This is a genomic window from Thauera humireducens, assembly GCF_001051995.2.
Taxonomy (GTDB): domain Bacteria; phylum Pseudomonadota; class Gammaproteobacteria; order Burkholderiales; family Rhodocyclaceae; genus Thauera; species Thauera humireducens.
This window is the reverse complement of the sequence record NZ_CP014646.1, coordinates 3,107,294-3,130,406: the sequence shown is the minus strand read 5'-3', so window position 1 is coordinate 3,130,406 and position 23,113 is coordinate 3,107,294. Positions and strand designations below refer to the sequence as shown.

General features: G+C 67.0%; 19 protein-coding genes. 11 read left to right on the top strand and 8 right to left on the bottom strand.

Features of this window, described 5'->3' with window-relative positions; all coding sequences use genetic code 11:
* Window positions 1–45: 45 nt before the first annotated feature.
* From AC731_RS14640 to AC731_RS14615, 6 genes are all read left to right on the top strand, one after another.
* Window positions 46–1,140, top strand: coding sequence for an FUSC family protein (locus AC731_RS14640; protein ID WP_048707148.1), 1,095 nt, complete (start codon window positions 46–48; stop codon window positions 1,138–1,140).
* 112 nt (window positions 1,141–1,252) lie between these two features.
* A complete protein-coding gene (locus AC731_RS14635) occupies window positions 1,253–2,758 on the top strand; it encodes a GGDEF domain-containing protein (protein ID WP_048707146.1) in 1,506 nt (501 codons plus the stop codon).
* A gap of 125 nt (window positions 2,759–2,883) precedes the next feature.
* On the top strand, window positions 2,884–3,330 hold the full coding sequence (locus AC731_RS14630; RefSeq protein WP_004257325.1) for a c-type cytochrome: 447 nt from the start codon (window positions 2,884–2,886) through the stop codon (window positions 3,328–3,330).
* 40 nt (window positions 3,331–3,370) lie between these two features.
* A complete protein-coding gene (locus AC731_RS14625) occupies window positions 3,371–3,892 on the top strand; it encodes a YgjP-like metallopeptidase domain-containing protein (protein WP_048707145.1) in 522 nt (173 codons plus the stop codon).
* 148 nt (window positions 3,893–4,040) lie between these two features.
* A complete protein-coding gene (gene gpmI / locus AC731_RS14620) occupies window positions 4,041–5,681 on the top strand; it encodes a 2,3-bisphosphoglycerate-independent phosphoglycerate mutase (RefSeq protein ID WP_048707142.1) in 1,641 nt (546 codons plus the stop codon).
* Between the two features lie 205 nt (window positions 5,682–5,886).
* Window positions 5,887–6,270 (top strand): hypothetical protein, encoded by a 384-nt coding sequence (locus AC731_RS14615; RefSeq protein ID WP_048707140.1) that lies wholly within the window; start codon window positions 5,887–5,889, stop codon window positions 6,268–6,270.
* A gap of 19 nt (window positions 6,271–6,289) precedes the next feature.
* On the opposite strand, the gene AC731_RS14610 is transcribed toward AC731_RS14615, so the two are convergent.
* The 4 genes from AC731_RS14610 to AC731_RS14595 all read right to left on the bottom strand — a co-directional run bounded on the left by AC731_RS14610 (window position 6,290) and on the right by AC731_RS14595 (window position 11,194).
* Entirely contained in the window at window positions 6,290–6,754 is a 465-nt protein-coding gene (locus AC731_RS14610; RefSeq protein WP_048707138.1) for a bacteriohemerythrin, read from the bottom strand.
* Window positions 6,755–6,930: 176 nt separating this feature from the next.
* Window positions 6,931–7,398, bottom strand: a complete 468-nt coding sequence (locus AC731_RS14605; protein ID WP_048707136.1) for a tellurite resistance TerB family protein — start codon at window positions 7,396–7,398, stop codon at window positions 6,931–6,933.
* A 178-nt stretch (window positions 7,399–7,576) separates the two neighbouring features.
* The gene (locus tag AC731_RS14600; protein ID WP_048707134.1) at window positions 7,577–9,817 is read right to left on the bottom strand and encodes an NADP-dependent isocitrate dehydrogenase; all 2,241 of its coding nucleotides are present in this window, start codon (window positions 9,815–9,817) and stop codon (window positions 7,577–7,579) included.
* 168 nt (window positions 9,818–9,985) lie between these two features.
* A complete protein-coding gene (locus AC731_RS14595) occupies window positions 9,986–11,194 on the bottom strand; it encodes a YbfB/YjiJ family MFS transporter (RefSeq protein ID WP_048707133.1) in 1,209 nt (402 codons plus the stop codon).
* A 105-nt stretch (window positions 11,195–11,299) separates the two neighbouring features.
* Here AC731_RS14595 and AC731_RS14590 point away from each other — a divergent pair, with 105 nt between their 5' ends.
* Window positions 11,300–12,154 (top strand): LysR family transcriptional regulator, encoded by an 855-nt coding sequence (locus AC731_RS14590; protein WP_048707131.1) that lies wholly within the window; start codon window positions 11,300–11,302, stop codon window positions 12,152–12,154.
* 42 nt (window positions 12,155–12,196) lie between these two features.
* Here AC731_RS14590 and AC731_RS14585 read toward each other — a convergent pair whose 3' ends face one another.
* Window positions 12,197–14,164 (bottom strand): tetratricopeptide repeat protein, encoded by a 1,968-nt coding sequence (locus AC731_RS14585; protein ID WP_048707130.1) that lies wholly within the window; start codon window positions 14,162–14,164, stop codon window positions 12,197–12,199.
* Window positions 14,165–14,302: 138 nt separating this feature from the next.
* Between AC731_RS14585 and mscK the strand changes: the two genes are divergently transcribed.
* Complete coding sequence (mscK, locus tag AC731_RS14580; protein WP_048707128.1) at window positions 14,303–17,620, top strand: mechanosensitive channel MscK; 3,318 nt, start codon at window positions 14,303–14,305, stop codon at window positions 17,618–17,620.
* A gap of 89 nt (window positions 17,621–17,709) precedes the next feature.
* Here mscK and htpX read toward each other — a convergent pair whose 3' ends face one another.
* The 3 genes from htpX to def are packed head-to-tail and all read right to left on the bottom strand — an operon-like array spanning window position 17,710 to window position 20,077.
* Window positions 17,710–18,555 carry a zinc metalloprotease HtpX gene (htpX, locus tag AC731_RS14575; protein WP_004257288.1) on the bottom strand — a complete coding sequence of 282 codons (846 nt, stop codon included), beginning with the start codon at window positions 18,553–18,555 and terminating at the stop codon, window positions 17,710–17,712.
* 59 nt (window positions 18,556–18,614) lie between these two features.
* Window positions 18,615–19,574 carry a methionyl-tRNA formyltransferase gene (gene fmt, locus AC731_RS14570; RefSeq protein ID WP_048707125.1) on the bottom strand — a complete coding sequence of 320 codons (960 nt, stop codon included), beginning with the start codon at window positions 19,572–19,574 and terminating at the stop codon, window positions 18,615–18,617.
* A complete protein-coding gene (gene def / locus AC731_RS14565) occupies window positions 19,574–20,077 on the bottom strand; it encodes a peptide deformylase (protein WP_048707122.1) in 504 nt (167 codons plus the stop codon). Before def ends, fmt begins: the two co-directional genes overlap by 1 nt.
* A gap of 174 nt (window positions 20,078–20,251) precedes the next feature.
* Between def and AC731_RS14560 the strand changes: the two genes are divergently transcribed.
* The 3 genes from AC731_RS14560 (at window position 20,252) to AC731_RS14550 (ending at window position 23,003) form a co-directional block, all read left to right on the top strand.
* On the top strand, window positions 20,252–21,280 hold the full coding sequence (locus AC731_RS14560; protein WP_156480724.1) for a LysM peptidoglycan-binding domain-containing protein: 1,029 nt from the start codon (window positions 20,252–20,254) through the stop codon (window positions 21,278–21,280).
* 39 nt (window positions 21,281–21,319) lie between these two features.
* Window positions 21,320–22,456 carry a DNA-processing protein DprA gene (gene dprA / locus AC731_RS14555; protein WP_048707112.1) on the top strand — a complete coding sequence of 379 codons (1,137 nt, stop codon included), beginning with the start codon at window positions 21,320–21,322 and terminating at the stop codon, window positions 22,454–22,456.
* Between the two features lie 76 nt (window positions 22,457–22,532).
* On the top strand, window positions 22,533–23,003 hold the full coding sequence (locus AC731_RS14550; RefSeq protein WP_004257274.1) for a Smg family protein: 471 nt from the start codon (window positions 22,533–22,535) through the stop codon (window positions 23,001–23,003).
* The last annotated feature ends 110 nt before the right edge of the window (window positions 23,004–23,113 follow it).

Genomic DNA, 23,113 nt, shown 5'->3' with positions numbered 1-23,113 from the left:
GCCGCGGGTGTGTTACACATCGCATTTCACCTCTGGCTCCCGAGCATGGAAAGCCCGTCCCTCCTGCGCCGCCTTGGCGCCTTCGTGCGCACGGAATGGCGCCATCTCACCACCATCAATCCCAGCACTCGCCGCTGGCAGATGCCGCTGGCCGCCGCCCTCGCCTGCGGCCTGCCACTGGCGGTGGGGGCCGGATTCGGCCGGCTGGACTACGGGCTGATCTCCTCGCTCGGCGGACTGGCCTTCCTGTACCTGCCGAACACGCCACTGAACCATCGCATGGTGTGGATGATGGCCTGCGGCTTCGGCATGTCGGCCAGCTACGCCGTGGGCGCGATCGGCCACTTCATGCCGGTGCTGATGGTGTGGATGCTGAGCTTCGTCGCGATCGTGGTGACGATGGTGTGCCGCTTCTACCGGGTCGGACCGCCCGGCAGCCTGTTCTTCGTCATGGCCGCCTCGATCGCGGCCTACACGCCCGGCACCGTCGAGGAGATCCCGCTGAAGGTCGGCCTGCTGACGATGGGCGTGCTGCTCGCCGCACTGATCGGCTTCTTCTACAGCCTCTACATCCTGCGCCTGCAGCCGGCTGAACCGGTGGCGCCGCTCCCGCCTCCCACCTTCGACTTCGTGGTGTTCGACGCGGTCGTCATCGGCGTCTTCGTCGGCCTCGCGCTCGCGATCGCGCTGGCCCTGCAACTGCCTCGTCCCTACTGGGTGCCGGTCAGCTGCCTTGCGGTGATCCAGGGCGTGACGCTGCGCGCAGTCTGGAACCGCCAACTGCACCGCGTGCTGGGCACCGCCCTGGGCATGCTGCTCGCGTGGGCCATCCTGATGCTGCCGCTGACGCCCTGGAGCGTGAGCCTGCTGGTGGTCATCCTCGCCTTCATCATCGAGAGCACGGTCGTACGGCACTACGGGTTCGCGGTCGTGTTCATCACGCCGCTGACCATCCTGCTTGCCGAAGCAGCCACCTTGGGCCACGCCGTGCCCGCCGAACTCATCCAGTCGCGCTTCATCGACACCGTGCTCGGCTGCCTGGTCGGGCTCGTCGGCGGCATCTGCCTGCACAGCCCGCGCTTCCGTACCGTCGTCGGCGAGCCATTGCGGCGCCTGTTAGTGCAACGCACGTCACGCTGAGGCGCACGGACACGGGGGGGCAAGGCGATTTCCGGTATTCTCGCCAGGTCGCCCGCGCCCCACCAGAGTGCGCAGGCGCGCTTGCCCTCCATCCCTGCAAAATGAGTTCCCGTTGAGTGCGCCGACCGAACCGCGCGTTGTCCGGACCGACCGGCTGATTGATTCCCTGCTGCTGCCACGGGCAATCGTCTTCGTCTGCGCGATCCTGCTCGCCGGCCTCAACAGCCTGATCGTCCATCAGCTCATCGAAGGGCGAAAGGAGGCGCTCGTGCGCGGCGACGAAGCACAGACGCTGCAGCACCGGGCGCTGCTGTCGCAGATCGAGCAGACGCTGAACCTCTACGAGTACGTGGTGAGCGACCTCGCGGGGCGGCGGGACACACCTGCGCTCGGCGACGAACTCCGCAGGCTGGGCGCCCTCGACGCCAAGCTGATCGACCTGCTCGTACTGTCGCGGGACGGACAGATCCAGCACTGGGCGAACGACGGGCCCCGCCCCGACGTCAGCGATCGCGAATACTTCACTGCATTGCGCGACGACCCGAATCGGCGGCTGTACATCGGCCCGGTCCGTGCCTCGCGCGCCTATCCGGATCGCTGGTTCTTCAGCCTGAGCCGTCCGCTCCGGACGGCCGATGGCAGCTTCGACGGCGTGATCGTCGCGATCATCGACCTTTCGGTGTTCAACCGCGACCTCGCCGAAGCCCTCGAGGTCGAAGGGGCAGGGCTGGGCATCATCAAGGCCGACGGCCACGTCATCACGCGCCTGCCCGTCATGACCAACCGCCCGACCGAGGAAAGTGTCAAACTGCCGGATGACCTGCCGCCGGCCGATACACGCCCCGGCCTGATCAAGCGTGAGGACATCTCACCCTTCGACAAGGCACTGCGCCGGCAGACCTGGACCTACATGCCCGATCACGAACTGTGGGTCATCACCTCGATCACCCGCGAACGCATGCTGAGCCTGTGGTGGTCGAGCGTAAAGGATGCAATTCCATTCTGGATCGCACTGAACCTCGTACTGGTCGCCGGCGCCCTGGCAATGCTCGCCGCCTCGCGGCGCAACCAGCGGAACATGCGCGCCCTGCAGAAACTGACCTCGAGGCTGGAGACGCAGGCCTCGGTCGACCCGCTCACCGGTGCCTACAACCGCCGCCAGTTCGACGTCCTGGCCGATCTCGAATTCAAGCGAACGCGCCGCCACGGCGGGGCCGTTTCGCTGCTCGCGCTCGACGTCGACCACTTCAAGCGGATCAATGACGAGTGGGGTCACCCCGAGGGTGACAAGGTGCTGCAGACGGTCGTCAGGGTCATCCGCGACCGCCTGCGCAGCACCGATATCCTGGCCCGCTTCGGGGGCGAGGAGTTCGTCGTGCTGATGCCGCATACCGATCTCGAACAGGCGCTGATCGTTGCCGAAACCCTGCGCCACTGCATCGCGGAGGCGGCTGCACACGACACCAACGCCCTGCCTTGCCCGGTTACGGCCTCCTTCGGCATCGCGACGCTCCGACCGGGCGAAACGCATCTGTCCGACCTCATCCGCCGCGCCGACATGGCGCTCTACGCTGCCAAGCGCAAGGGCCGCAACCGGGTCGAGATCGAAGCCGCCTAGCGGCCCCTGCGCAACGCGCCCCCTCGCCCCGGCAGCGGTCCGATTGAACTTCGTCCGGCCGGACGGCCTCCATTGTCACCGGGCGCCATGCCCGTCGACATCACCCGAAACCTCACGAGTACGCCATGCCCCGATTCGCCCTTCCTTCCCTGCTGATCCTGCTGACCCTCGCCGCCTGCAGCGGTCCGGTCGAAGACACCCGGCCCGGACAGCCGGTGAAGCAGCGCCAGGACGCCTTCAAGGCCATGCTGCGCAGCTTCGAGCCGATGGGCAAGATGCTGCGCGACAACCGCTACCAGCCCGACGAATTCGCCCGCCTGGCTTCCGAGCTGGTGAGCCGCCGCGATGCGCCCTGGGGCCACTTCGGGCCCGATACCAACTACCCCCCGACCAAGGCCAAAGCCGCGGTGTGGGAGCGCCCGCAGGCCTTCGAAGCCGAGCGCATCACCTTCTTCGCGTTGACCGACGCCCTGGCGCAGGCCGCGCAGACGCGCGACAAGGCAGCCGCCCAGGCGGCCTACGACAAGGTCCACGCGAGCTGCAAGTCGTGCCACGACGAATTCAAGAAGTGAGCCGACGGGACTTCTGAACACCACCCCCAGGACAACCACCATGCGCCCCAGGGCCGCCCCCGACTATCTCGCCGGCTACCCGCCGCATCTGCGCGAACAGGTCGCCGCGCTGATCGAACAGGGCCGCTTCGCCGAGGTACTCTGCAAGCGCTATCCGCACGCGCACACGGTGCGCTCCGACAGCGCACTGTACGACTACGTGCAGGTCTTGAAGGCAGAGCACATGCGTGCGGCACCGCCACTCAGCAAGGTCTGCTTCGACAACACGCTGCACGTGATCCGCAACGCGCTCGGCACCCACACCGCAGTCTCGCGCGTGCAGGGCAGCCGCCTGCAGGCCAAACGCGAGATCCGTGTCTCGACCCTCTTCCGCGAGGTGCCGCTGGCGTTCCTGCGCATGATCGTCGTCCATGAGCTCGCGCACCTGCGCGTGCGCGAGCACGACAAGGCCTTCTACCAGCTGTGCCTGCACATGGAGCCGCAGTACCACCAGTACGAGTTCGATCTGCGCGCCTATCTCAGCTATCGGGACGCGGCAGGGGCGCCGCTGTGGACGGGCTGAACACGGCGCGGGCAAGGCGCAGTCGATCGCAACGATTGAAAACGCCCATGCAATCACAGCCCCGATTTGAAGGAAAATAACGGTTTCGCCGGTCGCGGTGCCCTGTGCCCGCCTCGCCGGCCCCGAATTTTTCCTTCAGGAAGCGACCATGCTGCAAAAATTCCCCGCCTTCGCCGGCGTTCCGGGCCCTGTCGTCGTGATCGTCATGGATGGCTACGGCATCCCGAAGCATGACGTGGGCAGCGCCATCGACGCCGCGCGCAAGCCGACGCTGGACCGCCTGTTCGCAAAGTACCCCAACATCCGCCTGCGTGCCCACGGCACCGCGGTCGGCATGCCGTCGGACGACGACATGGGCAACTCCGAGGTCGGCCACAACGCGATCGGCGCCGGCCAGGTCTATGCGCAGGGCGCCGCGCTGGTGGCCAACGCCATTGCCGAAGGTGCGATCTGGCAGGGCGAGGCCTGGCAGCAGATCGTCGCCGGCGCCAAGGCCGGCCGGGGGGTGCTCCACTTCATCGGCCTGTTCTCCGACGGCAACGTGCACAGCCACATCGACCACCTCAAGGCGATGGTCGTGCAGGCCAAGGCCGAAGGCGTGAAGACCGTGCGCATCCACGCCCTGCTGGATGGCCGCGACGTGCCCGAGACCAGCGCGCTGGACTACGTCGTCCCCTTCGAAGCCTTCCTGCGGGACATCAGCACCGGCGGCTTCGACGCCCGCATCGCCTCCGGCGGTGGCCGCCAGACCATCACGATGGACCGCTACGACGCCAACTGGCCGATGGTCGAACGCGGCTGGCGGACTCACGTGCTGGGCGAAGGCCCGCAGTTCGCCAACGCCACCGAGGCGGTGAACGGTCTGCGTGAGCGCAACCCGGGCACCATCGACCAGGACCTGCCCGAGTTCGTCATCGCCGAGAATGGCAATCCGATCGGCACCATCGAGGACGGCGATTCGGTCGTGTTCTACAACTTCCGTGGCGACCGCGCGATCGAGATCACCCGCGCCTTCGTGGAAGAGAACTTCACCGAATTCGACCGCGTGCGCACCCCGCGCGTGACCTACGCCGGCATGCTGCAGTACGACGGCGACCTGCAGCTGCCCAAGCGTTTCCTGGTCGCACCGCCAGCAATCAAGGACACGTCCAGCGAGTGGTTCAGCAAATCGGGCCTGGCGCAGTACGCCTGCTCCGAGACGCAGAAGTTCGGCCACGTCACCTACTTCTGGAACGGCAACCGCTCGAACAAGTTCGAGGGCGAGACCTGGCAGGAAGTCCCCAGCGACGTCGTACCCTTCGAGCAGCGGCCGTGGATGAAGGCGGCCGAGATCACCGACGCGATGATCGCCGCGCTGCAGTCCGGCCAGTACAAGGTGCTGCGCTGCAACTACGCAAACGGCGACATGGTCGGCCACACCGGCAACTTCCGCGCCGCGACGATGGCGATCGAGGCGGTGGACCTGGCGCTGTCGCGCCTGCTGCCGGCGATCGATGCCGCAGGCGGGGTGGCGCTGATCACCGCCGACCACGGCAACGCCGACGAGATGTTCGAGCTCGACAAGAAGACGAAGCAGCCGGCACAGAACAAGGACGGCTCGTTCAAGGCCAAGACCGCGCACACGCTGAACCCGGTGCCGCTGGTTCTCTACGACAACGTCAGCGGCGGCAGGCTGGACCTGACACAGACCGACACCGCCGGCCTGTCGAACATCGCCGCCACAGTCGCCAACCTGCTCGGGTTGCAGAAGCACGACACGTGGGACGAGAGCCTGCTGAACGTGAAGTGATCCGTGCGGCAAGGTCGCCCAGGCCGACCGGCGGCGCATGACGTCGTGCCTGGACGATGGCCGGGAAACGGCAGGGCATGTGCCGCGCTGGAGTCCGGCCCGCGCCCCGGCAGGAAGTCCTTGCCGGGGCGGGCCGACAGCGGCGCCGGCATCCTCGCGACGATCAATCTACAATCGTGCGACTCGCCTCGAAGGACCGCCGCTCATGATCCGCGCCATCCCCGCCAGCCTGACCCTCGCCTTTCTGGTTACCGCCTGCACCGTCCAGCCGCCCAGGGTGGTCGAGCCCGACAGCGGCATCTCCACCCAGGCCGGTCAGTTCGAGTTCGCCCTGCCCAGCGGCGACTACCGCTGCGAGCAAGGCATCCGCCTGGCGCTGCAACGCGAGGTGCGGGACAAGGTCAATCACCGCCTACAACTCGACTGGAATGGGCGTCACTACCAACTCGAGCGCGACCCGTCCTATTCCGGCCTGCCGCGCTTCGAGGATGCCGCCAGCGGCCTCGTGTGGATCGACCTGCCATGGAAGGGCCTGCTGCTGGATGGACGTACTCAGGCCCCGCTCGCAAACGAGTGCCGTGCGGCCTGAGCAGCCTGCCGCGGCGTAGTCAGGCCGCCCTGCGGAAGAAGCGGCGGAACCAGCCGCCGTCCTGACGTTCGCGCTTTTCGGCGATGATGCCGATCATGTTCGCCTTCACCGCGCCGACGTAGTCGCTGTCATCGCGCTTGATGTGGTTGACCAGCCAGGTCGCGAGCAACTTGTACAGTTCATCGCCGATGTCGTCGCCCAGGCGGTGACGCTCGACGTACTCATTGACCCGCCGCACGAACAGCTCGTGCACACGCTTGTGCGGCTTGCTGAAGGCGTAGCCGGCTTCTTCCTGCAGGCTTTCCTCGAAGGCAAAGTGCGAAATCGTGTATTCGACCAGTTCATCAAGCGTACGCCCGATTGCAGCCCGGTCCCGGGTTGCATTGGCCACTTCTAGCGCGTTGATGTAATTGACAATGCGTCGATGCTGCTGATCGATCACGTCGATGCCGGTATCGAGCTCGGGGTTCCAGGTAATGGGCACGCCGCTTTTCCTCCATGATGCCGGAAATGCCCAGAATCCGGGCATCCGAGGCTACGAGGATACAGGCGGCACCAGATTGCCATTTTGATGTGCATCAAAGCGCCTCAAAGTGTGGCAACACGACGCCCACGCAATGCAGGCTGGAATCGGGACGCGGTTCCGGTATGGCGGACGGCTCACTCGGCAGCGAGACCGGCCGCCGCACGTGCGCGTTGCTTGGCGGCCACGAAGTCACCGCGCGGAATGTAGAGCAGGTCGCCGAGCTTCAGCATCAGGTGCGTCTCATGGTGGCTCAACTGCCCATCCGCATAGGCGACCTGCCACAGGTACTCGACCATCCTCACCTTCTGCTCGGGGTTGAAGCCCCGGTTGAGCTTCGAGGTGAAGGAGTAGAGATCCGGCGCGTCGCGCGAGGTCGCATCGGCGAGCTCCATCAGGCGCGCGACTTCGTCGTCTCCCAGGGCAAATTTGACCGCGAGCGCATCGACCGCGGCCTGACGCTCCTCGTGCCCGCAGTGGCTGTCGGCACGCATCATCTCGATCAGCAGGACCGCGGCCGCGAGCTGGAGGGTGTGTTCCGGTACGGCGAGTTCGGCCGTCGGCGGAGTCAGGGTATTGAAGAGCTGTTTCAGCGTTCTGAGCATAGGGTCGATACTTGGGAGAAACTGCAACGAGGGTCTGCTTCCGTCAGTCCGCAGCAGCGTGTCGCGAGTTCCCGCGCCGGACATGGCGATGCACGGCCAAGGCCATGAAAAAAGCCGATGTCCCTCGCGGGACACCGGCTCTTCTGCCTGCACTGGCCGGGGTCTGCCCGGCCTTCGATCAGGCGGCGCGCGCGGCCTTCAGGATGGCGTTGAGCGTCGCGCTCGGGCGCATCACGGCCTTGGTCTTATCGGAATCGGCCTTGTAGTAGCCGCCGATGTCGGCCGGCTTGCCCTGCACCACCGTCAGTTCCTCGACGATCTTGGCTTCGTTGTCGCGCAGGGCCTTGGCGAGCGGCGCGAACCGGGCGGCCAGTTCGGCATCCTCGGTCTGCCCGGCCAGGCGCTCGGCCCAGAACATCGCCAGGTAGAACTGGCTGCCGCGGTTGTCGAGCTGGCCGGTCTTGGGCGACGGCGACTTGTTCTCGTCGAGCAGCCTGCCGGTGGCCTCGTCCAGCGTCTTGGCCAACAGCTTGGCCCTGGCGTTGCCGGTCTTGATGCCCAGGTCTTCCATCGACACCGCCAGCGCCAGGAACTCGCCCAGCGAATCCCAGCGCAGGTGATTTTCCTGAGTGAGCTGCTGGACGTGCTTGGGCGCCGAACCGCCGGCACCGGTTTCGTACATGCCGCCACCGTTCATCAGCGGCACGATCGACAGCATCTTGGCCGAGGTGCCCAGTTCCATGATCGGGAACAGGTCGGTCAGGTAGTCGCGCAGGATGTTGCCGGTCACCGAGATCGTGTCCAGGCCGCGCACCACGCGCTCGAGCGTGTAACGCATCGCGCGCACCTGCGACATGATCTGGATGTCGAGGCCGCTGGTGTCGTGATCCTTCAGGTAGGTCTTCACCTTCTTGATCAGCTCGTTCTCGTGCGGACGATAGGGGTCGAGCCAGAAGATCGCCGGCATGCCGGAGTTGCGCGCGCGGGTCACGGCGAGCTTGACCCAGTCGCGGATCGGCGCGTCCTTGACCTGGCACATGCGCCAGATGTCGCCCGCTTCAACGTTCTGCGACAGCAGTACCTCGCCGGTGGCAAGGTCGGTGATGTTGGCGACGCCGTCCTCGGGGATCTCGAAGGTCTTGTCGTGCGAGCCGTACTCTTCGGCCTTCTGCGCCATCAGGCCGACGTTCGGCACCGTGCCCATCGTGCGCGGGTCGAAGTTGCCGTGCCATTTGCAGAAGTTGATCATCTCCTGGTAGATGCGGGCGAAGGTCGATTCCGGCATGACGCACTTGCTGTCGTACTGCTTGCCGTCCGAACCCCACATCTTGCCGCCCTGGCGGATCATGGCCGGCATCGAGGCGTCGACGATGATGTCGTTGGGCGAATGGAAGTTGGTGATGCCCTTGGCCGAATCAACCATCGCCAGCTCGGGGCGGTGCTCATGGCAGGCGTGCAGGTCGCGGATGATCTCGTCGTGCTTGGACTCGGGCAGGGTCTTGATCTTCTCGTACAGGTCGACCATGCCGTTGTTGACGTTGATGCCGAGCTCTTCGAACAGCTTGCCGTGCTTCTCGAACGCATCCTTGTAGTAGATCTTGACGCAGTGACCGAACACGATCGGGTGCGAGACCTTCATCATCGTCGCCTTCACGTGCAGCGAGAACAGGATGCCTGCTTCGCGGCAGTCGTCGAGTTCCTTCTCGTAGAACTCGCACAGCGCCTTCTTGCTCATGAACATCGAATCGATGATCTCGCCGTCCAGCAGCGAAACCTTCGGCTTGAGCACGATGGTCTTGCCCGACTTGGTGATCAGCTCCATCTTGACGTCGCGCGCCTTGTCGAGCGTCATCGACTTTTCGCCGTGATAGAAGTCGCCATGGTGCATGTGGGAGACATGGGTCTGCGACCACTGCTTCCATTCACCCATCGAGTGCGGGTGCTTCTTGGCGAAGTTCTTCACCGCGGCGGGGGCGCGGCGGTCGGAGTTGCCTTCGCGCAGCACCGGGTTGACGGCCGAGCCCAGGCACTTCCCGTAACGGGCCCTGATCGCCTTCTCTTCGTCCGTGGTCGGGTTCTCGGGATAGTTCGGAACGGCGTAGCCCTTCTCCTGCAGCTCCTTGATGCACGCCTTCAGCTGCGCAACCGATGCGCTGATGTTGGGCAGCTTGATGATGTTGGTGTCGGGCAGCAGGGTCAGGCGGCCGAGTTCGGCCAGCGTGTCCGGCACGCGCTGCGCCTCGGTCAGGAATTCCGGAAACTCGGCCAGCACGCGACCGGCGACCGAGATGTCGGCCTTCTCGATCTCGATGCCCGCCGGCTCGGTGAAGGTACGGATAATGGGCAGGAACGCGCACGTGGCGAGCATCGGCGCCTCGTCCGTGAGCGTGTAGATGATCTTGGATTTCCCCTCAGCCATTCTTTTCCCCTAGATTCTGGTCTTGTGACGCCAACGCGGTGGCGGCTCCCGGTCGACATGCGCGACACGTGGACGTGCTTTCGCAGCAGGCGGGAAAATACCACGCATCGCCTCACCCCGGCACCCGGAAAACGTCAAATCCGCAAGGTAAATCGCCTACCGCGGGCCTCAGGCCTGCATGCATGGCTCGGCGGACGCGCGTGCCGCGATGTCGCGCCGCTCCACCGCCTTCAGCATGAACAGCAGCAGGGTACCCAGCACCATCATGCCCGCGGCCAGGTAGAGCCCGCCGGCGTAGCTGCCGAAGCTCGCCGCCAGCCAGCCGGTCGCCGCCGGGCCGATGATCTGCGCGGCACCGTAGGAGAGGGTCATCTTGCCCATCATCTTGGCCGGCCGCGTCGGGTAGTAGCGCCCGGCCATCGTCAGCACCAGGCTGACCATGCCGATGAAGGTACCGCCGAACAGCAGCGCACCCAGGATCGCACCACCCAGTCCGCCCACCGCCACAGGCAGCAGGATGCCGACGATCTGCAGCACCGCGGCGAGGATCAACGCGTTGAGCTCGCCGGTGCGGCGCGCGACGAAGTCCCACACGATACAGGCCGGCGCGGCTGCCAGACCGATGGCGAGAAAGCTCATGGTGCCGCGCCCTTCCAGGCCTGGCAGGCGATCGACGATGGCGACGATGAAGGTCGCGCTGACCACGTAGCCCACCCCCGCGCAGAAGTAGGACGCCATGAACAGGCGCAGGAACAGCGGGCTGGGCGGGTTGTCGTGCATCGGCGCACCGCTCCTGGTCACCGGACTGGTGTCGGGCGCGGGCAGCCAGCCCAGCGCGGGCACCAGCAGCACGCACGCGATGGCGGTGAACACGAACCACTGCGTGCGCCAGTCGAGCGACGGCCCCATCAGTGCAACGGCGGCCGCACAGCCGGCGATGCCCAGGCCGATGCCGGCAAAGTGGATGCCCAGCTCGCTGCGGTGGTTGTGGCGGATCAGCCAATTCAGGATCAGCCCGGTCCCGAGCAGCATCGCCGCCGCGCTGGAGAGGCCGGCGAAGTAGCGCGACACCGCCCACAGCGTCACGTTGGTGGTCAGGCCCATCATCAGCGTGGTCAGCACGGCCACCACCATGCCGACGCGGAACAGGCGGTCCTTCAGTACCAGATCGCTGATCGAGGCCGCGATCAGCGCGCCCGACAGATAGCCCGCATAGTTGATCGCCGCCAGCCAGCCGCCCTCGGCCAGGCTCAGGCCGGCCTGCTGCTGCATCAGCGGCAGCAGCGGCGTATAGGCGAAGCGCGCGACACCCAGCGCGAGAATGAGGCTGAAGATGCCGGCGCCGAGCACCTTCATGCGTTGGATCTGGTCGTTCATGGCGTTCGTGTGCTGTCGGCTCGTGGATACCGAACGATAGTCGGCGTACGATATCGATACAAGCGAATCTTATAGAACGAACAGTTCTTTTTTGGAGATAGCGGAATGGAGCTCCTCGCCCTGCGCACCTTCGAAGCCGTCGTCGACGAAGGCGGCATCCTCGCTGCCTCGCGCAAGCTCAACACCGTGCAGTCCAACGTCACCGCCCGCATCCGCCGGCTGGAGGAGGAACTGGGCACCGAGCTGTTCTTCCGCTCCGGCCGCGGCGTCGAACTCGCCCCTGCGGGTCGGGTGCTGCTCGACTACGCACGCCGCATGCTCAACCTCGAACGCCAGACGGTCGCCGCCGTGCGCCAGGCCGGCGACGAGGCGGGCGAACTGCGCATCGGTTCGATGGAGACCTTCGCCGCGCTCTACCTGCCACCTGCACTGAGCGAACTGCGCGCCACCCACCCCGCGCTGGAGCTGCGCGTGCGGGCCGATACCAGCGCAACGCTGGTGGACCACGTGCTCGCCCACAAGCTCGACTGCGCTTTCGTCGCCGGCCCGGTGGTGCATCCGGCGCTGCAGTTCGACGAACTGGTGGTCGAGGAACTGGTGCAGGTCTTCGCCCCCGGCACCGATCCGGTGCTGAGTCCGCTGATCCTGTTCCGCGAGGGCTGCGCCTACCGCGCACGCGCCATCGCCCTGCAGCGCGCGCTAGGCCATGCCCAGGCCGACGCGATGGAGTTCGGCACGCTGGAAGGCATCCTCGGCTGCGTGTCGGTCGGCCTGGGCTGGACACTTATGCCGCGGCGCATCGTCGCGCAGTCGGCGCATGCGCGGCGGCTGGAGATGCGCGCTGTGCCGGCCGAGATCGGGCTGGTGCCGACCGGGATGGTGTCGCGCAGATCCGATGCCCCACCCCGCGCCCTGGCGACACTCGCCAACCTCATCCGCACGCAAGCGACGGCGCACTGATCGCCGTGCGTCCGTGTCGCGCGGCGATCAGCGTGCGCATCCTCACAGCGTTCGGGCGTCGATCCAGGTGACGCGGCCCGTCCTGCGCCTGACCTCCTCGTACATGTGCGCCGTACCGCCGGAGCCGTCGCCACCGTCGCCGTTCCACAGGCAGAGGAAATGCACGCGGTCGATCCCCAGCGCCAGGGCCGTGTACAACAGCCAGCGGTTGCAGCGCTCGTAGGGATCCATCCACGCCGTGGGGCTGATCCTGGGCAGCGGGCCCAGTTCAGCCGGCATCGTGCGCGGCGCATCCGGCAACCCGGCACGCAAGGCGCGATAACGCGCGCACCAGCGCGCGCCGTCCGTGGCGGGCCGGACCGAGCGCTCGATGAACGCCGGCTCGGCAAAGGGCAGCATCAACTGCAGGCGCACGCCGCGCACCTTGCAGGCCTCGAGAAACAGCAGGTCGCCCCCGCTGGCACCCTGGGCCAGCGCCAGGTCGCCGGGGCCCGCACCGAGCGCATCGAGCGCCGCCGCGATCCTCCGTGCCGCGATCCCTTCCTTGTCCGGCGGAAAGCGCGGGCTGGCACGATCGGGGGCGTCGATCATGTGCCCGCTGAACAGGAACACGCGCCGCGGCTGCAAGGGCGGCGTGCTGCGGGCGATCTCGCGGTCGATGATCCCGAGCGCCGCCGCCGTCTCGCGCGGGCGGAATTCGAGGTCGCGCAGCAGGCACAAGGTCTGGCGGCTGGAGGCGAGCGCAATCCAGTCGCCGTTGGCGGCCGCGGCCGTGGCGCCGTACGCCCGGCAAACCGTCTCGAGCGGTTCCACCAGCAGGCACAACGCGGCATGACTCGCGCGGGCCCTGCAGTCCTGGGGGTTGCGTTCCTGCGCACTCAGCGCCGCCCATCGCACCCCGCCGACGAGGTCGTCGATCGGAGCCGGCTCGCCGTCGCCCCCCAGATGGCGTCGCAATCTCAGCAGCATGAGCGCCTTGACGCCGGAACAATGGTGCGCGGGATCAATGACGAAGGCTTTGCGATACGGTTCGATCGCCTCGGCCAGCGCAGCATCTTCGGACTCCGCGGCCCCGCGCAGTTCCGCCGCAGACGCGCCGTCTCGCCACCAGCGGCTCACCCAGTTGTCCGTCTCGATGCGGCCTGACAAGGCCCACACCCCGGCATCGTGCGGATACGTCTCGCTCAGCCGGCGCACCCATTCGCGCGCTTCCTCCAGGCGCCCCAGGCGGCCGAGGCAGACAGCCTTCCGTTCGCGCGCCGGCTTGTATCCGGCATCGAGCGCGAGCACGGCCTCGAACTGCTCGAGGGCAAAATCGTGATGGCGCAGCTTGAGCAGGACTTCACCCGCCGCGTGGCGGGCCTCGATACGCAGTGCGCGCGTCGGCATCTCGTCGGCCAGTACCAGGATGTCACCGGCACGGCCGTTCTGCCGCGCCACCGCCATGCGGCGCATCCATTCTTCGCAGGCGACGGTGAACGCGTTGCGCACCCCCGGCAGAAGGGTTTTCCAGTCCGGCTCCCGCAGGTGCGGCAGCAGGCTGTACACCGGACTCCGCTGGCGGTCCTGCCAGGCCTGCAGCGCCGCCTCCGCCATGCGGGTCAGGGCCGCGCGATCCTCGGCCAGTGTCGCGGGGTCAGGCCGGCCGTCCTTCAGCCGGTAATGCAGCTTGTGCTCGGTGTAGCGGTCGAAGGGCTGCGCCGGCCGCGGCCACTGCACCAGGATCACGCCGTGCGCGCGCAAGGCGTGGCGCACCCCGAGCTCGTACCAGACATTCGGATCGTCGAGCGTGAGGTCGGCCACCACCAGGTCGGCGAGCAGCAACTCCTGGAACAGGTCGGTGCGGATGTCTCCGGCACGCAGTTCCTGCTCGACGCGAAACGCCTCCAGCCCCGCTGCCGCCAGCGCAGGGACCAGGTAATCGTCGTAGATGCGGTTGAAGTCGATCGGCGCGCCGTCGTGACCCGGCTTGATGCCGAACGGCATGGCGACGAAGACATGAGGCTTCATGGGCCGCTCCCCTTCACGCACTGCCCCGGATGCGATGCGGCAGGTGCATCGCGCTGCAGCGCCTGCCCTAAGCATAACCGCCGTGGGTAAACTGCGCATTCCCACGCTTCCGGCTTCCCACCCCAGGCCTTGCCCCCGATGCTTCGACTGCGCATCCTGCTCCTTCTGCTGCTCCTGCCCCTGATCGCCTTCGCCCAGCCGGCAACCCGCCCCGTCGCCAGCGAATTGCAGGCACGGCTCGACACGCTCAGCGAACGCCAACTGCCCGAAGCCGAGTTGCGCGCCGCACAGCAGGACCTGCAGCAGGCGCTCGCCCAGCTCGCTGCGGCGGAGGACGCCCGGCGCCGGCTCGCGGACCTGCGCCGGCAGCTCGACCAGGCACCAGCGCTCATCAAGGAGGCACGCGACAAGCTTGCGCGCCAGCAATCGACGCCACCCGCCGCGCTCACCATCCCGCCGACAGAGACGCTGGACGCACTCGAGGCCCGGCTGGCACAGGCCAACGCCGAACTCGCGCGCTGGCGTGCCGAACTCGACCAGGCCAGCGCCCTCAGCCTGCGCGCCAGCACCGAACGTACCCAGTCCGAGATCGCTGCGACGCAGGCCCGCATGCAGGCCATCGAATCCGCGTTGCGCAGCGGTCGCGAGGCGAACCGTGCGCTCAGCGCCGAACGCCGCGAGTCCCTGGCGGCCGAATGGCATGCCCTCGATGCGCGCGCCGCACTGCAGCTGGCGGAACTGTCGGGCAGCAGCCAATTGCAGGAACTTGCCCAGGCGCAGCGCGAACTGGCCACCTTCGAGCTGGACGAGATCGAACGTGACATGGAGGTCATCCAGGCCGCGATCGGCGAACGCCGGCGGGCACAGACCCTGCAAACGGTGCAAAAGCTGGCTGGCCAGGAAACCGCGGCGGCCGACGGCAGCCTGCTGGCGCGCGAGACCGCCACCAACCAGACGCTGTCGGCCTACCTGCTGCGTGCCACCGAGCAACTCGCCGTACTCAAGCAGCGCAACCTCGACACCCGCCAGCGCCTCGACGCCCTCAACCGCAACAGCAACCTGATCGCCGAACAGATCAACATCCTGCAGGGCAGCCCGCTGTTGTCGCGCATCCTCAACGAGCAGCGTCGTGCGCTGCCCGTACCGAGCGTCGACACTGAACTGACCCACCAGATCGCCGACGTCCGCCTCTACCAGTTCGAGCTCAACAAGCAGCGCGAGGCCCTGGGCAGCCCGGCGGCCTACCTCGACACACTGCTGGCCGGGCAGCCCGCGCCGCCCGACAACAGCGAACGCGAAGCCCTGCTTGCCTTGCTCGAAACACGGGCAGAACTCCTGGAGCGCCTGAACCACGAGCTCAATGCCGTCCTCGGTGAATCAGTCAGCCTGCAACTGCACGAGACCCAGCTGCAGGCGACCGCCGACCGCTTGCGCGCGACACTCGATGAACAGATCTTCTGGGTGCCCAGCAACCGCCCGCTCGATCTCGAATGGGTGAAGAGCCTGCCCGCGGCGCTCGAGCAGCAGATCGCGGCCATGCCCTGGCGGGCCGTGACCACGCAATTGTGGGAAGGCTTGCTGGCACGCCCCTTGGTGCTGCTGCCGGTACTGCTGCTCTCGGTGCTGCTGCTGGTGCGCCGGCGCTGGCTGCGCGACAAGCTCGCCAGCCTGCACGCCGACATCGGCTACGTGCGCCGCGACACGCAATATCACACGCCGCTGGCCATCCTCCTCAACCTGCTGCTGGCCCTGCCGGTGAGCCTGCTGCTGGGTCTTGCCGGGCTCGCCCTGCAGATGGACGGACGCGGTCAGAACATGGCACTGGGCATCGGCCTGATCGACATGGCCGAGGCCTGGCTGGTGTTCTACACCGCCTACCGCGTGCTGTCGCCCGGTGGTGTGGCCGAACGCCACTTCGAGTGGCGGCCCGAGCTGATCCGCGCCCTGCACCGCCGGCTCAGCCGCCTCGGTCTGGTCGTGCTGGCGGTGGTGCTGGTCGTCGCCATCGCCGAACATCAGCCCGAACGACTCGCGGACGACGTGCTGGGGATGCTGACCCTGCTCGCCAGCTATGCCGTGATGGCCTGGCTGATGGGCCGCCTGCTGTCGCACCAGCGCCCGCATGATGCGGCACCGTCGCCCTTGCGTGTGGTGATCGGCCTCGTGCTGGCGCTGATGCCGCTGGCGCTGATCGGTGCGCTGGCGATGGGCTACTACTACACCGCGCTGAAGCTCACCGGCCGCCTGATCGACACGCTGTTCGTGCTCATCGTCTGGCGTATGGCCGAGGCCACTGCGGTGCGCGGCCTGGCCGTGGCGGCGCGGCGTCTGGAACACAAGCGAGCGGTCGAACGGCGCGAGGCAGCCGAGCGCGAAGCCGTGCTTGAGGTCGCGAGCGACCCCGAGATCCTCGAACGGCCGGTGATCGATGTCGAGAAGGTCAGCCAGCAGTCGCTGCGCCTGATCCGCCTCGGCCTGCTCGGCGCGCTGCTGGGCGGCCTGTACTGGGTGTGGGCCGACCTGATCACGGTCTTCGCCTACCTCGACAACATCACTCTGTACGAGTACGCCAGCGGCACCGGCGCCACCGCGACCCTGGTGCCGATCAGCCTGCGCGATGTGTTAGGCGCGCTGGTCATCGCCGCGCTCGCGTTCGCGCTGGCCAGCAACCTGCCCGGCCTGCTCGAAGTCCTGGTGCTGTCGCGCATCAAGCTGGCGCAGGGTAGCGCCTACGCCATCACCACGCTGCTGTCCTATCTCATCGCCGGCATCGGCATCGTCGCCACGCTGGGTACGCTGGGCGTGAGCTGGGACAAGCTGCAGTGGCTGGTGGCGGCACTGTCGGTGGGTCTGGGCTTCGGTCTGCAGGAGATCTTCGCCAACTTCATATCCGGTCTGATCATCCTCTTCGAGCGCCCGGTGCGCATCGGCGACGTCGTCACCATCGGCAACCTGTCGGGCACGGTCAGCCGCATCCAGATCCGCGCCACCACGATCACCGACTTCGACCGCAAGGAGATCATCGTCCCCAACAAGACCTTCGTCACCGGCCAGTTGGTGAACTGGTCGCTGACCGACACGGTGACGCGGGTGACGGTGAAGGTGGGCGTCGCCTACGGCTCCGATCTGGCGCTGACGCGCAGGCTGCTGCTCCAGATCGCCGACGAGAACCCGCGCGTGCTGAAGGAACCGGCGCCGATGGCGCTGTTCCTCGCCTTCGGCGCCAGCACACTGGACCACGAGCTGCGCATCCACGTGCGCGAACTCGCGGACCGCAACCTCGCTATCGACGAGATCAACCGCCGCATCGATGCACTGTTCAGGGAGCACGGCATCGACATCGCCTTCAACCAGATCGACGTGCATGTGCGCAGCATCGACGGCAAGGAAGCGCGACTCGAGACGATCTCCCGTGCCGCACCCGCAGCGGGAGACGAAGCGTCGCCGGCGCGCTGAAACCCGCGCACCCAAACGAATCGCCCCGCGGCCCGGGACGGGCGGCGGGGCGATTCACACCGCGGCCGATGCCGCAGGTCATGACAGGCTCAGCGCCCGATCATCGCGCGCAGGCGGGCGATGCGGTCCTGGGTCGCCGGGTGGGTCGAGAACAGGCCGCGCAGACCGCCCCCCGACAGCGGGTTCATGATCATCATCTGCGCCGTTTCCGGGTGCTGCTCGGCGGTGTGCATCGGAATGCCGCGGGCGTAGGCGTCGATCTTCGCCAGCGCGCTGGCGAGTGCCTCGGGGTCGCCGGAGATCTCCGCGCCGCCACGGTCGGCGCCGAACTCGCGCGTACGGCTGATGGCCATCTGGATGATCATGCCGGCCAGCGGCGCGAGGATCATCATCGCGATCGACACGATCGGATTCGGGCGGTCCTCGCCGTCGCGGTTGCCGAACAGCATCCCGAAGTTGGCCAGCATCGAGATCGCACCGGCCACGGTGGCCGAAATGGTCGAGATCAGGATGTCGCGGTTCTTCACGTGGGCCAGCTCGTGCGCCATCACGCCGCGCAACTCGCGTTCGGACAGCATGCGCATGATGCCGGTCGTGGCGGCCACCGCGGCGTTCTCAGGGTTGCGGCCGGTGGCGAAGGCGTTGGGCTGGTCCTCATCGATGATGTAGACCTTGGGCATGGGCAGGTCTGCACGCTGCGCCAGCTCGCGCACCATGTTGTACAGGTAGGGCGAGGTGCTGGCATCGACCTGGCGTGCGTTGTACATCTTCAGCACGGCCTTGTCCGAGAACCAGTAGGCCCAGAAATTCATCGCGCCACCCACGACGAGGGCAATCAGCATGCCTTGCTGGCCGCCGATGGCGGCACCCATCGCGCCGAACAGCGCGACGATGCCGGCCATCAGGATGGAGGTCTTGATCCAGTTTCCGAACATTGCGGGGTCCTTCCTAAAGATGCGGGTTGTTCGACAGATGGGGGCGCAGGCGCCCGGCATCAAGCCGGACCGGCCTCGCCCGATGCGAAGCGTTCGCCGACAGAGACCTGAAATCCGCGCAGGAATTCCCCCGCCGGCAGGCGCTTGCTGCCCGGACGCTGTAACACCGTGCAACGCAAGGCACCGTGGCCGCAGGCGACCAGCACCCCCCCGTCGTCGGCGGCCAGCACCGTGCCGGGCTCGCCCTGGGCGTCAGCGAGCTGTGCGGACCAGAACTTGATGACCGTGCCCCGCAGCGAGGCAGCCAGGCCGGGGAAGGGGTCGAAGGCACGCATCGCGCGCTCAAGTTCGACCGCAGGCCGCGTCCAGTCGAGCGTGGCCTCGGCACGGCCGATCTTGGCGGCGTAGGTCACGCCTTCCGCCGGTTGCGGCACGGGCGTCAGGCCGCCCTTGTCCAGCTCGGCCAGCGCGCTGACGATGGCCTTGCCGCCCAGTGTCGCCAGACGGTCGTGCAGAGTGGCGGTGGTGTCGGTCGGCAGGATGGGCAGCGCGTGCGTCAGCAGCATCGCCCCGGTGTCGAGGCCTTCGTCCATCTGCATGATGGTGATGCCGGTCTCGGCGTCACCCGCCTCGATCGCACGGTGGATCGGCGCCGCGCCACGCCAGCGCGGCAGCAGGGAGGCATGGATGTTGATGCAGCCCAGGCGCGGCAGCTCAAGCACGGCCTTGGGCAGGATCAGCCCGTAGGCGGCCACCACCAGCACGTCGGGTGCACACGCGACCAGGCGCGACCGCTGCTCGTCGGTGCGCAGCTTCTCGGGCTGGTCGACCTCGATGCCGCGCGCCAGCGCCAGTTGCTTCACCGGGCTGGGCGTGAGCTTCATGCCGCGGCCGGCAGGACGGTCGGGCTGGGTCAGCACCAGCGGCACTTCATAACCCGCCGCCAGGATGGCCTCGAGCGCGGAGGCGGCGAACTCGGGCGTTCCGGCGAACGCCACGCGGAGCGGAGCGACGTCCATCACGCGGTGATGCGCGCTTTCTTCGCCAGCTTGCCCTTGATGCGGCTGAGCTTGAGCGAGGAGAGGTATTCGACGAAGACTTTGCCGTCGAGATGATCGATCTCATGCTGGATGCAAACCGCCAGCAGGCCCTCGGCCTCGATCTCGCGCGATTGGCCGTTTTCATCCATGGCGCGAACTTTCACACGCTCGGCACGGATCACCTTCTCGTAGATTCCGGGTACGGACAGGCAGCCTTCCTCGCATACCTGCTCGCCCGAACGCTCGAGAATCTCGGGATTGATCAGCGCCATGAGCCCGGACTTGTCCTCGGTGACGTCGATCACGACGACGCGCTTGTGGACATTGACCTGGGTTGCCGCAAGACCGATGCCTGGCGCCTCATACATGGTCTCGGCCATGTCGGCGACGAGTTGGCGGATGTCATCGTCCACCTGCTCCACCGGCGCGGCACGCGTGTGGAGACGTGGGTCTGGATAGCGAAGGATGGGTAGAAGTGCCATGAATGCTTGCCGCAATAAACCTTTAAGTGCAGAATTTCAAGTGATTTCACACGCATGCGCATGTGCTGAAGGAGTACGGCGGAATGCTTGCCGTTCCACTGCGCATTCGACATAACCAGGCCGACGGCGTTCCTCAGCTTGATCCGTACGCCCCGCTACCACCGGAAGCGATCAATGATCCGAATTATATTCCCTCTCCTCGTCGGCATTGCGACGCTCTTCAGCGGTGCATCGATCGCACAGTCCGGGATACAGCTCGCCGACGATGCGCCCGACAGCTACACGGTGATCAAGGGCGACACGCTGTGGGACATCTCCGGCCGCTTCCTGCGCGAACCCTGGCGCTGGCCGGAAGTCTGGCGCCTGAACCGCGACGAGATCCGCAACCCGCACCTGATCTATCCGGGTCAGGTGATCATGCTCGACCGCAGCGGCCCGTGGCTGACGATCGGTCGTCGCGTCGGGGGCAGCGACAAGCTGCAGCCGCAGGTCTACAACGAACAGCTCGATACCGCGGTGCCGAGCATCCCGCTTCACGTCATCGAGCCTTTCCTCAACAAGCCGCTCGTCGTCGACCAGGCTCGCCTCGAGGACGCAGCCACCATCGTCGCGACCGAAACCAGCCGCGTGCTGACCGGCTCGGGCGACACGGTGTTCGCCAAGAACGTCAAGCCCGACACCGAGGTCTGGCAGATCCTGCGCCCGGCCCGTCCGCTGCAGGATCCCGTCACCCGTGAAACGATCGCCTACGAGGCCGACTACCTCGGCACCGCCCGCGTGACCGAGCACGGCGAGCCCGCCACCCTCGAGATCCTGTCGGCGGTCGAGGAAATCGGCACCGGCGACCTCATGGTGCCGAGCGAGAGCCCCAGCGTGTTCTCGTATGCGCCTCACGCCCCGGACCAGGAGGTGGATGGCCGCGTGATGTCGATCTACCGCGGCGTTACCGAGACCGGCCGCCTGAACGTCATCTCGCTGAACGTGGGCGCACGTGACGGCATCGAGCGCGGCCACGTGCTGTCGCTGTTCCGCAACCGCGGCGCCGTCGAGTACAAGGGCGAGGACGGCAAGGAAGTCTTCAACCTGCCCGAGAAGCGCTTCGGCGTGGTGTTCGTGTTCCGCGTCTTCGACCGCGTGTCCTACGCGCTGGTGATGGAGACCGATGGCCCCGTGACCATCGGCGACGCAGCGCGCAAGCCCTGACCGGCAGGCGCCCTGCAGACACCCCCTGCAGATACACTCTTGGCCGCGGACGATCTCGAAGACTGGCTGCGCCTGACCTCGGTACCCGGACTGGGGGCCGAAAGACAGCGCAGCCTGCTTGCGGCCTTCGGACTTCCGCAGCACATCTTTGCCGCGGGGCGCAGCAGCGTCGCGGACGTCATCGGCGGCAAGCTGGCAGACGCGCTGCTCGCTCCCCCGGTGCGCGACCGCATCGACCCGGCGCTCGCCTGGGCAGCCGAGCCCGGCAGCCACGTCCTGACCCTCGCGGACGAGGCCTATCCGCGCAGCCTCCTCGAGATTCCCGATCCGCCGGTGATGCTCTTCGTGAAGGGCGATCCGGCCCTGCTGCAGCATCCGGGACTGGCCATCGTCGGTGCACGCAGCGCGACGGCACAAGGCATGGCCAACGCCGAGGCCTTTTCACTCGACCTCGCCGCCCGCGGCCTCACCATCGTCAGCGGGCTCGCGGCCGGCATCGACGCCGCAGCACATCGCGGTGCCCTCACTGCCGGCCCCGCTGCGGGTCGCACCATCGCCGTCATCGGCACGGGCATCGACCGCATCTACCCCGCCCGCAATGCGGCTCTCGCACGCGAGATTGCGACCTGCGGCGCGATCGTCAGCGAGTTTCCACTCGGCACGCCGCCGCTGCAGCACAACTTCCCGCGCCGCAACCGCATCATCGCCGGACTGGCACAGGGCGTCCTGGTCATCGAGGCTGCGCTGAACAGCGGTTCGCTGATCACCGCGCGCCTGGCCACCGAGTGCGGGCGCGAAGTCTTCGCCATCCCGGGCTCGATCCATTCCCCGCTCGCGCGCGGCTGCCATCGCCTGATCCGCGACGGTGCCAAGCTGGTCGAGACCGCGGAGGACATCATCGAGGAACTGCGCGGACGCCCAGGCTGGTCGACGCAGGCCGCGGCGGATACCGAAGGCAGCCTGCCCGGCGCCACCCGCACGCCTGCCCAGGCCCGCCTTCCCATCGACGACGAAGCGACACGAATGCTCGCTGCGGTCGGGCACGACCCCGTCGACCTCGATACCCTGTCTGCCCGTTGCGGCTTGACGGTCGATGCCCTCTACGCCATTCTGCTGCCGCTGGAGCTGGACGGACACGTCACCCGTTTGCCGGGCGGACGCTTCCAGCGCGCCTGAGAACCGCACTCCAACCTCCCCGCATGCGCCCTGCGCATCGCCTGCCGCATTCCCGCCGTTCCCCTGAGAGGCCGATTTGTTCGACATCCTCGTCTATCTGTTCGAAAGCTACATCCACGCCGACGCCTGCCCGGAGTCCGACCTGCTCGCCCGCAAGCTGTCAGCAGCGGGTTTCGAGGACGAGGAGATCTCCGAAGCGCTGGAATGGCTGGCCGGACTGCGGCGTGTGGCGCGCGAGATCCACCCGGGCACGGCACCGGATGAAGGCTCGATCCGCATCTACTCCGAGCAGGAACAGGCCCACCTCAGTCCCGACTGCCGTGGATTCCTCACCCTGATGGAAAGTGCCGGCGTGCTCGAAGGCGTACATCGCGAACTCATCATCGAGCGCGCCATGGCGCTGGAAGGCTTCAACATCACGCTCAACCGGTTGAAGGTCATCGTACTGATGGTGCTGTGGCAGCAGGAACACCCGATCGACACCCTGATGGTCGACGAACTCCTGAGCGAGGACGACGACTGGGATTACGCGCCGACCCTGCACTGACGCAGGCACCGGCACAGCTTGCAAGGCGCAACGCGGCGTCTTTATCATCCGCGGCTTCAGCCCCACCACTCCCGAGGCTGGCACCCGCCAGCCCGCCCCATAGCCAGAGA

What these genes read in the sequence shown, in the direction of transcription:
- fmt (WP_048707125.1), bottom strand. Translation starts at nt 19,574, where the DNA reads ATGGACGTCGCTCCGCTCCGCGTGGCGTTCGCCGGAACGCCCGAGTTC.
- AC731_RS14600 (WP_048707134.1), bottom strand. Translation starts at nt 9,817, where the DNA reads ATGGCTGAGGGGAAATCCAAGATCATCTACACGCTCACGGACGAGGCG.
- AC731_RS14560 (WP_156480724.1), top strand. Translation starts at nt 20,252, where the DNA reads ATGATCCGAATTATATTCCCTCTCCTCGTCGGCATTGCGACGCTCTTC.
- htpX (WP_004257288.1), bottom strand. Translation starts at nt 18,555, where the DNA reads ATGTTCGGAAACTGGATCAAGACCTCCATCCTGATGGCCGGCATCGTC.
- AC731_RS14585 (WP_048707130.1), bottom strand. Translation starts at nt 14,164, where the DNA reads ATGAAGCCTCATGTCTTCGTCGCCATGCCGTTCGGCATCAAGCCGGGT.
- AC731_RS14625 (WP_048707145.1), top strand. Translation starts at nt 3,371, where the DNA reads ATGCGCCCCAGGGCCGCCCCCGACTATCTCGCCGGCTACCCGCCGCAT.
- AC731_RS14640 (WP_048707148.1), top strand. Translation starts at nt 46, where the DNA reads ATGGAAAGCCCGTCCCTCCTGCGCCGCCTTGGCGCCTTCGTGCGCACG.
- AC731_RS14590 (WP_048707131.1), top strand. Translation starts at nt 11,300, where the DNA reads ATGGAGCTCCTCGCCCTGCGCACCTTCGAAGCCGTCGTCGACGAAGGC.
- AC731_RS14595 (WP_048707133.1), bottom strand. Translation starts at nt 11,194, where the DNA reads ATGAACGACCAGATCCAACGCATGAAGGTGCTCGGCGCCGGCATCTTC.
- AC731_RS14615 (WP_048707140.1), top strand. Translation starts at nt 5,887, where the DNA reads ATGATCCGCGCCATCCCCGCCAGCCTGACCCTCGCCTTTCTGGTTACC.
- mscK (WP_048707128.1), top strand. Translation starts at nt 14,303, where the DNA reads ATGCTTCGACTGCGCATCCTGCTCCTTCTGCTGCTCCTGCCCCTGATC.
- gpmI (WP_048707142.1), top strand. Translation starts at nt 4,041, where the DNA reads ATGCTGCAAAAATTCCCCGCCTTCGCCGGCGTTCCGGGCCCTGTCGTC.
- AC731_RS14605 (WP_048707136.1), bottom strand. Translation starts at nt 7,398, where the DNA reads ATGCTCAGAACGCTGAAACAGCTCTTCAATACCCTGACTCCGCCGACG.
- def (WP_048707122.1), bottom strand. Translation starts at nt 20,077, where the DNA reads ATGGCACTTCTACCCATCCTTCGCTATCCAGACCCACGTCTCCACACG.
- AC731_RS14630 (WP_004257325.1), top strand. Translation starts at nt 2,884, where the DNA reads ATGCCCCGATTCGCCCTTCCTTCCCTGCTGATCCTGCTGACCCTCGCC.